This is a genomic window from Limnobacter sp. (assembly GCF_964228395.1).
GTDB lineage: Bacteria > Pseudomonadota > Gammaproteobacteria > Burkholderiales > Burkholderiaceae_B > Limnobacter.
Window position 1 is genome coordinate 1 of the sequence record NZ_CAXQZX010000012.1, and the last position, 10341, is coordinate 10341.

General features: G+C 54.5%; 13 protein-coding genes. 5 read left to right on the forward strand and 8 right to left on the reverse strand.

The features are described from left to right. Together mutL and miaA are read left to right on the forward strand one after the other, a co-directional pair. Nucleotides 1-1248: DNA mismatch repair endonuclease MutL (gene mutL / locus ACEQU8_RS00950; protein WP_370260825.1), on the forward strand; the 1248-nt coding region annotated here is incomplete at its 5' end. 2 nt (nucleotides 1249-1250) lie between these two features. After that, nucleotides 1251-2207 (forward strand): tRNA (adenosine(37)-N6)-dimethylallyltransferase MiaA, encoded by a 957-nt coding sequence (gene miaA / locus ACEQU8_RS00955; RefSeq protein ID WP_370260826.1) that lies wholly within the window; start codon nucleotides 1251-1253, stop codon nucleotides 2205-2207. A gap of 6 nt (nucleotides 2208-2213) precedes the next feature. On the opposite strand, the gene ACEQU8_RS00960 is transcribed toward miaA, so the two are convergent. From ACEQU8_RS00960 to rplM, 7 genes are all read right to left on the reverse strand, one after another. After that, entirely contained in the window at nucleotides 2214-3101 is an 888-nt protein-coding gene (locus ACEQU8_RS00960; protein ID WP_370260827.1) for an AEC family transporter, read from the reverse strand. 63 nt (nucleotides 3102-3164) lie between these two features. Then, nucleotides 3165-3515 (reverse strand): iron-sulfur cluster insertion protein ErpA, encoded by a 351-nt coding sequence (erpA, locus tag ACEQU8_RS00965; protein ID WP_370260828.1) that lies wholly within the window; start codon nucleotides 3513-3515, stop codon nucleotides 3165-3167. Nucleotides 3516-3541: 26 nt separating this feature from the next. Beyond that, a complete protein-coding gene (locus ACEQU8_RS00970; protein ID WP_370260830.1) occupies nucleotides 3542-3940 on the reverse strand; it encodes a polymer-forming cytoskeletal protein in 399 nt (132 codons plus the stop codon). A 12-nt stretch (nucleotides 3941-3952) separates the two neighbouring features. Beyond that, nucleotides 3953-4585, reverse strand: coding sequence for a DUF6776 family protein (locus ACEQU8_RS00975; RefSeq protein WP_370260831.1), 633 nt, complete (start codon nucleotides 4583-4585; stop codon nucleotides 3953-3955). A 99-nt stretch (nucleotides 4586-4684) separates the two neighbouring features. Next, nucleotides 4685-5728 (reverse strand): N-acetyl-gamma-glutamyl-phosphate reductase, encoded by a 1044-nt coding sequence (gene argC, locus ACEQU8_RS00980; protein ID WP_370260833.1) that lies wholly within the window; start codon nucleotides 5726-5728, stop codon nucleotides 4685-4687. A gap of 114 nt (nucleotides 5729-5842) precedes the next feature. Continuing rightward, nucleotides 5843-6235, reverse strand: coding sequence for a 30S ribosomal protein S9 (rpsI, locus tag ACEQU8_RS00985; protein WP_370260834.1), 393 nt, complete (start codon nucleotides 6233-6235; stop codon nucleotides 5843-5845). Between the two features lie 8 nt (nucleotides 6236-6243). Further along, nucleotides 6244-6672 carry a 50S ribosomal protein L13 gene (gene rplM / locus ACEQU8_RS00990; RefSeq protein ID WP_370260836.1) on the reverse strand — a complete coding sequence of 143 codons (429 nt, stop codon included), beginning with the start codon at nucleotides 6670-6672 and terminating at the stop codon, nucleotides 6244-6246. Nucleotides 6673-7188: 516 nt separating this feature from the next. Here rplM and ACEQU8_RS00995 point away from each other — a divergent pair. Then, a complete protein-coding gene (locus ACEQU8_RS00995; RefSeq protein WP_370260838.1) occupies nucleotides 7189-7611 on the forward strand; it encodes an OsmC family protein in 423 nt (140 codons plus the stop codon). On the opposite strand, the gene coq7 is transcribed toward ACEQU8_RS00995, so the two are convergent. Continuing rightward, entirely contained in the window at nucleotides 7608-8270 is a 663-nt protein-coding gene (gene coq7, locus ACEQU8_RS01000) for a 2-polyprenyl-3-methyl-6-methoxy-1,4-benzoquinone monooxygenase (RefSeq protein ID WP_370260839.1), read from the reverse strand. The two genes, ACEQU8_RS00995 and coq7, sit on opposite strands and share 4 nt — an antisense overlap. Nucleotides 8271-8432: 162 nt before the next feature. Here coq7 and miaB point away from each other — a divergent pair, with 162 nt between their 5' ends. Next, nucleotides 8433-9773 carry a tRNA (N6-isopentenyl adenosine(37)-C2)-methylthiotransferase MiaB gene (gene miaB, locus ACEQU8_RS01005; protein ID WP_370260840.1) on the forward strand — a complete coding sequence of 447 codons (1341 nt, stop codon included), beginning with the start codon at nucleotides 8433-8435 and terminating at the stop codon, nucleotides 9771-9773. A 63-nt stretch (nucleotides 9774-9836) separates the two neighbouring features. Further along, a partial coding sequence (locus ACEQU8_RS01010) for a CBS domain-containing protein (protein WP_370260842.1) occupies nucleotides 9837-10341 on the forward strand: 505 nt, incomplete at its 3' end.

The window sequence follows — 10341 nt, forward strand, 5'->3', positions numbered from 1 at the left end:
TTGGCCGATGGTGCGTCCAAACCCATTGAATACCAAACGGACACCATGCATTTGCATGGTGCGATTGGCCTGCCCGACGCGGCACGCGGCAAGGCCGACATGCAGTATTTTTACGTCAATGGGCGGTTTGTAAAAGACAAGCTCATCGGCCACGCCGTGCGCTCTGCTTATGAAGACGTGCTGCATGGGGACAAATTTCCGGCCTTTGTTCTTTTTTTGAAGCTGCCGCCTGCCGAGGTGGATGTGAATGTTCACCCCGCCAAAACTGAAGTTCGGTTTAGAAATGCTCGCGGCGTTCATCAATGGATTCGGCAGTGTATTTCGCAGGCCTTGGCCACTTCGCGGGCTCTTCAGTCGGGCCCGTATGTCGCACAAGCTTCGGTAAATCACGAGGCCGCTCCAGATGCCCCCCTGTCTGTCTCGCCCGCCTGGCGTTCAACGCAGAGTGCAAGCCCGACAGCCTACCCAGCCGCGCAGCCCAAAACAGCCGCTTTGCCCTTCGCGCGAGAAGAACTGGCCGATTACATCGCCGCTTACCAGCCCTTGGACACTGCCCGCAGCCCATCAGCCTTGCAAAGCTGGCAAGCTCCGGCTGTTCCTCCAACGCCGCGGCCCATGGCCAATCCAGCTCTGCCAGTTGAGCAATCGGAATTGCGCGGCGAAGAATATCTTGGTCAAGCATTGGCCCAAGTGCATGGCATCTACATCCTCGCTTTGCGTTCCGATGGCATGGTGGTCGTCGACATGCATGCGGCCCACGAGCGGGTGCTCTACGAGCAGTTCAAGCGCGTGCTGGATCAACAAGAAAAAGTGTCTTCTCAGGAGCTTTTGGTCCCGCTGTTGGTGCAAATCGATCCCCGTCTGTCCAGCGAGGTCGAGGCGGGTCGAGCTGTTTGGGAGCGTTTGGGTTTTCGGCTCAGCCTGTTGTCGCCTCAAGAAATCGCAGTGCGTGCTGTGCCAACCGTGTTGGCTGGGCAAGACCTTTCCTCTCTGTTGCAAGCTTGGCTCGAAGACATGCATCGTTTTGGCGCAACGCATGTGCTGGAACGCCAGCGCAACGAATGGTTGGCAGGTTTGGCTTGTCACACAGCGGTTCGCGCCAATCGCAAGCTCAGCATTCCCGAAATGAACGCCCTGCTACGCGCCATGGAGCAAACGGAGCGCTCTGACCAATGCAACCATGGTCGTCCAACGTGGCGTTTTTTTACTCTGGGCGAAATGGATAAATGGTTTTTAAGGGGTCAGTGATCTTGAAACCAACCGAACCCAATCGCATTCCAGCTTTGGCCGTCTTGGGGCCCACCGCCTCGGGCAAGTCGGCGCTTGGGGTGTGGATGGCAGAGCAGGGCATGCCCATCGAAATCATCAGTCTGGACTCTGCACTGGTTTTTCGAGACATGAATATCGGCACGGCCAAGCCCAGCGCAGCAGAGCTTGCCATGGTGCCCCACCATCTAATCGATGTCATTTCCCCGTCAGACACCTTCAGCGCAGCAGACTTCTTGAACCATTGCACATCGCTGGTACAGGACATCCGGTCCCGCGGCAAAGTGCCTGTCATTTTGGGCGGCACCATGATGTATTTCAATGCCTTGGTGGCTGGCATGGACAACCTGCCCCCTGCCGATCCTCAACTTCGCCTCACCCTTGAAATGGAAGCGCTGGCTTCGGGTTGGCCAGCCATGCACCGTCGTTTACAGGCCCTCGACCCGGTGACTGCCCAGCGGTTAAAACCCAATGATTCGCAGCGCATTCAAAGGGCTTTGGAGGTGTGTTTGCTCACGGGGCAGCCCTTTTCAGGTTTTTTGCAGCGCGATCCCCAACAACGCGCCAGCCTGCCCATTTTGTCCATTGAGCCATCTGACCGCGCGGCCTTGCACCGTCGCATTGAAGAGCGGTTTTTAACCATGCTGGAGGACGGCTTGGTGGAGGAGGTGGTGGAGTTGAAGCATCGTTACGTGCTGTCGTCCAATATGCCATCGATGCGCTGCGTGGGCTATCGTCAGGTGTGGGAGCACCTGCATGGCCAATATGACCATGGCACCATGATTCAAAAGGGAGTGGCTGCCACCCGCCAACTGGCCAAGCGCCAATTGACCTGGCTGCGTTCCACGCCGGGCAAGCAGGTGGTTGACCCACTGCAGCCCAACTGGATACAGCAGGTTCAGCCCTGGTTACTTCAGCACATTGATCAATTAAAACCCTGAGCTTGCTTACCGGGCCAGGGCAAACACCAGCGGCAGGGTGAATGCCGCACCCACGGTAGACAGCGAAATCAGGCAAGCCACCAAGGGCGCATTGCCCCCCATGCGGGCAGCCAGAATATAGGCACTGGAGGCCGATGGAATGGCAGCAAACACCAGAAGCACTTGGGCTTGCAATTCGGGCAAGCCTGCCCAGTTTGCGTACAGCACCGCAAGCGCCGGGCAGGCCAGCAACTTGATGCTCAACCACCACACAGAGGCCAGCCCATGGCCCTTCAAGCCGGAGAAAACCAAGCCTGCGCCAACTGCCAATAGTCCCAAGGACACTGCGGCTTGAGCCAATCGTTCGAGTGTGAGCAAGGCGGGCTCGGGCACTTGAATGCCAGCCAATTTGCAGGCGATGCCCAAGCCAGTGCCAACAATCAAGGGGTTTTTGGCGATGTCCAGAAAGGCCGCCAGGCGGCCGCCTTTGCTCATGCTGCCCACCGCCAATACATTGCAAAGTGGCACCCCCAAGGCGAGCAGCACCGCCAGATTGGCCACGGCGGATTGGCCTCCCAGTCGGCTCGCCAGGGCCAGACCGATGTATGAATTGAATCGATACGCGGTTTGCAGGCCCGAAGCAAAATCCACCCGCCCCATCGAACTGAAGGGTTTGGCGGCCAGCCCCAACACAAAGGCGCAGCCTATTAAGAAAGGCGCCCCCAACGCAAAACCACCCGCAGCGCCCAAATCAACGGGGCTGGACACCACCGAAAAAAACAGCAGGCAGGGGAATAAGACAAAATACACCAGCTTTTCGATGGTTACCCATGCTGTGGGTGCCAGCCAGAACCGGCGCAGCAAATAGCCCAGTGCAATGATGGCAAAATCTGGAAAAAGCAGAAGGGGAGACAAGGTCAGGCGGATTTGGCAAATAAAAAAGCCCACCCGAGGGTGGGCCTTTGGGGTTTTGCGTACTCAAACAGAGAAAGACGAGCCGCAGCCACAGGTGGTGGTGGCGTTTGGATTCTTGATCACGAATTGCGCGCCATTGATATCCTCTTTGTAGTCAATCTCAGCACCTGTCAGGTACTGAAAGCTCATGGAGTCAATCAACAGGGTGACACCGCCTTTGTCGAGCGTCGTGTCGTCTTCATTCACATCCTCGTCGAATGTGAAGCCGTACTGAAAGCCGGAGCAACCGCCACCCTGCACGAACACGCGCAGCTTCAGGTTCGGGTTGCCTTCCTCTTCAATGAGGTCTCGCACTTTGGCGGCGGCGGCGTCTGTAAAAACCAGTACGCTTGGGGATTCGGTGCTTACTTCCATGCTGTTCTACCTACTTAAATGAGTGTCTACTTGCTGGAGGCCAAGGCCAGCGCCTTGGGGGCTGCATCAAGTTGTTCGTGATGCAGTGTACCGTCTACAACGGCGCCTGGGTGCATCTCCAACGCCTTATATCTTACGTCACCTGAGACGTTCGCGGAAGGGTGCAGCTCCAGAAGCTCGCTGGCCTCGATCGGACCTTCAATGGCCCCGCTGACCACCACATGGCCCACACGTACGCTTCCGCGCACCTTACCGGTCTCGGAAATCACCAGCAAAGACTTGCTGCCTTCTTCGGCCACCACATTGCCGTCTACTTCGCCATCAATGCGCAGGCCACCCTTAAAACGCAGGTCGCCCTTGATTGTCATGTCCGAGCCCACCAGGCTCTGGATCGGCAACAAGCGTTTGTCCTTTTTAGAAAACATCTCCTGAACCCCTTAAAGTCGTATTGTTGATTGCGCTCGAATGGCCCCGGCTTCCAGAATTCGCAGTTCCACGCTCACAGGGCGGCTGTTTTCCGGAATTGAAAAGGTGCCCGACACGCGGGAAAACCGGGTAAGTTTGATCCTGAACTTCGGATCGTTCGCATTTTCTGCATTTGGTAGGACTATGACATCCGGTGTCTCTTTGTTCAAGACTTTGATCAGCACTTGCACGTCCAGCGTCACTTCAGGGCGTTGACTACCTTGAATCACGAGTGCTTTATAGCGGTATTGCCCTGGCACGGTGTCTTTGGAGACCTGCAAACGCTTCAATGAAATCGCCCCCTGAAGGCTGCCCGGAATAAACCCTTCGAAAAAGGCGAGATCTTCTTTAAGCTTTGCATTTTCAGCTTCCAGGTTGGTGATCAGCAGGTTTAGCTTACCGCGTGCCTCCTGGTCGAGCTTCACCAATTCGTTGGTGCGTGCCACCTCTTCACGCAATGCATCGCTTTCGCTTTGCAGGCGTAGTATGGTCTCTGCCATGTCCGATATCTCTGGGGTGGACAGCGCCCGCTGCACCGGATTGTCGGTGGGGCCCCACATGGCATAGGCCAACGTGGCAAACAGCACCAGCAGCCCCAGCAGCAAACCGTATGCAAAGGCAAGGCGCGACGACCTCCTAACCTCCGGTAAGAAGGTTCGTCGCGAGTGGTGCATTCGTTTTGGATTCAAAGCGGTAGGCCCTGCTTATGGTGCCAAAGGCAGTTGCTCAAGACCCATGTGCTCGGGCAAGTCGAACATGACGTTCATGGCCTGCACCGCCTGACCAGCAGCCCCTTTGACCAGGTTGTCAATCACTGCCAGTATCACCATGGTGTTGCGGCCTTGAGGACGGTGCAGAGCAATTCGTGCAAAGTTCGAGCCACGCACATGCTTGGTTTCGGGCATCGAGCCCTTTGGCATCACATCAACAAAATACTCATCTGCGTAGTGTTTCTCGTACAGGTCTTGGATGTCCAGTTTTTGACCCGCTTCGTTCAGTTGCACATACACGGTTGCCAAAATGCCACGCACCATGGGCACCAAGTGAGGGGTGAAGGTAATGCTGGTTTTTCGCCCAGACATCATCTGTAAGCCCTGTTCAATTTCCGGCAAGTGTCGGTGCCCGCTAACGCCATAAGCTTTAAAATTTTCGCTGGCTTCTGAGAATAGCGAACTGACTGCAGCTTTTCTGCCTGCACCTGAAACTCCAGATTTGCAGTCTGCAACAATACTGGACTCGTCAATCAGTGGCATGCCTTGGGTCAACAGAGGTTTCAGCGCCAGTTGCACTGCCGTAGGGTAGCAGCCCGCCAAGCCGACCAATTTCGCGTTTTTCAGCTCGTTGCGAGCTGCTTCGACCAGGCCGTAGCAGGCTTGATCTAGCAAAGCAGGCTCAGAGTGCGGCATGCCATACCACTTTTCAAATTCGACTGTGTTTTTTAGGCGGAAGTCGGCCCCCAGGTCGACCACCCGAATGCCGGCATTCACCAACTCGGCCGATTGCGCCATGGCCACGCCGTGGGGTGTGGCAAAAAACACCACGTCGCAATCTTTCAAGGATTCAAAACTGGGCTCAGAAAAAGCGATATTTACCCGGCCACGCAGCGCGGGAAACATATCGGCCACGGCCTGGCCCACTTCGCCGCGTGATGTGATGGCTTGCAATTCCACCTGGGGGTGCAATGCCAGCAAACGAAGAAGTTCAGAGCCGGTGTAGCCTGTGCCACCAACAATACCTACCTTAATCATGGGCGGGGGTCCTAATCAACAGACAGAAAAAAAGCCGCACATCGGTGCGGCTTTCGATTGTAACCCAGCAGGGAGGGTTGCTGGGTTGGCTGAACAAGCAACCAGTTCGGGCAATTAACGCTTGGAGAACTGCTTGCGACGACGCGCGCCACGCAGACCCACTTTTTTACGTTCAACTTCACGGGCATCGCGAGTCACCAAACCTGCTTTGGACAGGGTGGGTTTCAGTTCTGCGTCGTAGTCGATCAGGGCGCGTGTCAGGCCGTGGCGAACTGCGCCAGCCTGGCCTGTTTCACCGCCACCACGCACGTTTACCATGATGTCAAAGGTTTCTTCGTTGGCCGTCAACACCAGCGGTTGACGAGCAACCATCTGGCCAGTTTCGCGGGCAAAGTATTCGGTCAGGGGTTTGCCGTTGATTACAAACTGACCACTGCCTTTTTTAATGAACACGCGTGCCACAGAGCTTTTGCGGCGACCGGTTCCGTAATTGTATTCACCAATCATGCTCTACCTCAGATCTCTAGTGGCTTGGGTTGTTGGGCGGAATGCGGGTGCTCAGCGTCGGCGTAGATCTTCAGTTTTTTGATCATCGCGTAGCCCAGCGGGCCCTTGGGCAACATGCCTTTCACGGCTTTTTCCAGGGCGCGGCCTGGGAAGCGTTCTTGCATCTTGTCAAAGTTTGTTTCGTAAATACCGCCGGGGTAACCCGAGTGGCGGAAATACTTTTTGTTCAAGCCCTTGGTGCCGGTGACGCGCAGTTTGGCGGCGTTCACCACGACGATAAAATCGCCAGTGTCCACGTGGGGTGTAAATTCAGGCTTGTGTTTACCGCGCAGGCGACGTGCAACTTCACTGGCTACCCGTCCCAAAACTTTGTTGTCTGCGTCGATCACAAACCAGTCGCGTTGAACCTCATGAGGCTTCGCTGAAAAGGTTTTCATGGTCGTTCCTTAAAAAGTGATGTCAAGAACCTGTTTCCTTCCTCTAGTGGGAAGGCTCTCCCAACAGGTAACCCGCGATTTTAGCAAACTTTTTGGCTTTGGGTTACAATTTTCGGCTTTGTGAATAAAAAAAACCCAAGCACCGAAGTGCTTGGGTTTAATCCACCAAAGGAGGAGGGTGGAGGAGACAACTTTGCACCGTTAACTCCAGTTTGTCGGGTTCAAGCGTTCGACAAACGAATCAATCGGTGACTACATTTCAAATTTTATTGATTTTCCTGTTGCGGCGCAAGAGGGTTTTCCGGTTGTCCGAAAAAGTCAATTTCTTCATCGGATGTAGGTTGTTGTAAAATAATCTCAATAAATCAATAGGTTGTAAATTAAAGAAGTGACTTGAGGGTTATTTCTAATAAATTTTTGGCACAATGACGTGGTTTTTAGGTAACGAAAGGCAAAAATGTTGTGCATAGCACAATATTTCTTTGTCCAAGCAAACAGCTTCAGGAGAGCAAACACATGGATGTAGAGGTCAGTTGGTCGGGCTTGCCGGGTATGAGTTTCGTGGCCACCACAGGCAGTGGACACATGTTATGTATGGATGGGGCACCCGATGGCGGGGGCAACAACCTAGCTCCTCGCCCGATGGAGGTGGTATTGGCTGGCACAGGTGCGTGCACGGCTTACGATGTGGTGCTCATTCTTCGAAAAAGCGGCCAAGATGTGCGTCACTGCAAGGTGAAGTTAACCTCCGAGCGGGCCGAAGAAGCACCCAAAGTGTTCACAAAAATAAACTTCCACTTTCAGGTGATTGGTCGCGGGTTAAAACCAAATTTGGTGGACAGGGCCATTAAGCTCTCGCACGAAAAGTATTGCTCTGCCTCGGCCATGCTGGGCAAAACCGCCGAGTTGGTGTTCACTCACGAAATCATCGAAGACTAAATTTTTTGAGCCAAGGTGGTCATCACCTTGCTCATTGCGGTCATTGCCAATTTGACTGGCACCGGTAACTCGGCCCCGCCATGGTCTTTGGCGGTTTGGCCGTGTTCAATCTCGTCTTGTTTCATTTGTTCCAAAATGGCTCGCGAGTGCAGATCTGAACTCGGCAGCCTGCTCAAATGGTCATTTAAATGGCGTTCCACCTGCTTTTCGGTTTCTGCCATGAATCCCAGGCTCACCTTGTCGCCCATTTGTCCAGCCAAATAACCCAAGGCAAAGGCGCCGCCATACCAAAGTGGGTTCAAAAGGCTCGGTCGGGCGCCCAGGGCATTCAGGCGTTCCTGCGTCCATGCCAAATGGTCGGCTTCTTCAATGGCGGCGTGCCGGAACAATTCTTTTTTGCTTGGGTTGTTGCTGGCAAGGGCTTGGGCCTGGTACAAAGCCTGCGCGCAAATTTCTCCCACATGGTTCACACGCATCAAGCCAATCACCCTTTGCCGCTCAGCATCATTGAGTTCCGGGTGGTCGGCGAGTCGCCCGGCGGGGTTCTCGCGCTGGGCCACCGGCGTGGCGGCCAGGGTTTTCAGGGCACGATCCAGTTCGCCAAGCACGGCATCTAAAGACGGAATTGAAAACTTCGGTGGTGCAGGAAAATTTGGCATTACTACGAACCAATCCTTTGATTTTTCAAAGCAAGCTTCATTTTAGCAAGGAGTCCGAGTAAAATCCGGGCCAACACGCAACGAATTACAACGTCCCCGTGTTGCAGCGAGCCAGCGCTTGTGGTGGTCTGCTCTCAACATGGGGTCTTTTTCAGGCTCACCATGTCCAGCAAAAAAAAGCTTTTCATTAAAACCTTTGGCTGCCAAATGAACGAGTACGACTCGGACAAAATGGCCGATGTTCTTGGTCAGTCCGAGGGCCTGGAGCGCACCAATAACCCGGAAGAAGCCGATGTGATTCTTTTCAACACCTGCTCTGTGCGCGAAAAGGCACAAGAAAAAGTGTTTAGTGACCTGGGGCGTGTCAAGCATCTCAAGCAGTCCAACCCCAACTTAATCATTGGCGTGGGCGGTTGTGTGGCCAGTCAGGAAGGTCAGGCCATTGTGCAGCGGGCGCCTTATGTCGATGTGGTTTTTGGCCCTCAAACTTTACACCGCTTGCCCAAACTGATCGAGCAAAAGCGGGCCACCCAAAAAGCGCAGGTTGACATTTCTTTTCCAGAGATCGAGAAATTCGACAATCTGCCTGTGCCCAAAACCACAGGGGCGACCGCATTTGTGTCCATCATGGAAGGTTGCAGCAAATACTGCAGTTTTTGTGTGGTGCCCTACACGCGTGGCGAAGAAATCTCCCGCCCGTTTGATGATGTGCTCACCGAGGTGGCTGACCTGGCCGACCAAGGGGTGAAAGAAATCAATTTGCTGGGTCAAAATGTGAACGCCTACAGGGGCAAAATGGGCGACAGCGACGAACTGGCTGACTTCGCATTGCTGTTGGAGTATGTTCATGAAATTCCCGGCGTAGAGCGTATTCGCTTTACCACCTCGCATCCCAAGGAGTTCACCCCCAGGCTTATTCAAGCCTACGCCAAATTGCCCAAGTTGGTTGACCATCTTCATTTGCCGGTCCAGGCTGGCTCCGACCGGGTGCTTGCCGCCATGAAGCGCGGTTACACGGCGCTGGAATACAAATCCATCATCCGCAAACTGCGGGAAATCCGACCCAATTTGTCCATGTCGTCGGACTTCATTGTGGGCTTCCCGGGTGAAACTGAGGCCGATTTCGAGAAAACCATGGATTTAATCAACTCCGTGGGTTTTGATACCTCCTTTTCCTTTGTGTACAGCCCGCGCCCGGGCACCCCTGCAGCGGATCTGGAGGACAACACCGATCAGGCCACCAAGTTGGCTCGCCTGGCGCGTTTGCAAAAAACCATCGAAGACAACGCAGCCCGAATCAGCCAATCCATGGTGGGTAGCTATCAAAAGGTCTTGGTGGAAGGCCCCTCCAAGAAAAACCCCGAGGAGCTGCAGGGTCGCACAGAGAACAATCGCGTTGTGAACTTTGCTGGCCATCCGCGCATGGTGGGTCAACTGGTTGAGCTTCAAATCACTGAGGCGTTCCCGCATTCTCTGCGCGGGCGTGTGCCGCTTCAAGACTGATTTCCGTCACGGTTTTCGGGTATTCTAGGCGGGTTATTGTTGTGTAAGGGATGTTCCTCGTCCATGTCCGACCCCAGCCCGTCGCACGCCTCCGCCAAACGTGAGCGGGGGCTTTTGGAGCGACTGTCATCATTGCTCCTTCGCGAACCTGAAGACCGTGAACAATTGCTCGAGGTGCTCCAGCAAGCCCACGAACGTCAACTGCTTGATGCAGAAGCCCTGTCGATGATCGAAGGTGTGATGCAAGTGAGCGAGCTGGCCGCACAAGACATCATGATTCCTCGCGCTCAAATGGATCTCATCAATGTGGCGGCGCCCGTGTCTGAAATCCTCGCCTTCGCTGTGGCCAAAGCACATTCGCGCTTCCCCGTCTACGAGGGGGACCGTGACAACATCATTGGCGTTTTGATGGCCAAAGACCTGCTTCAGTTTCAGTCGCGTTCCGACATTACCTTGAAAGACATGTTGCGCCCGGCCGTTTTTATTCCGGAAAGCAAGCGCTTGAACGTCCTGCTGCGGGATTTTCGTTTGAACCGAAATCACATTGCGCTGGTGGTGGACGAATTTG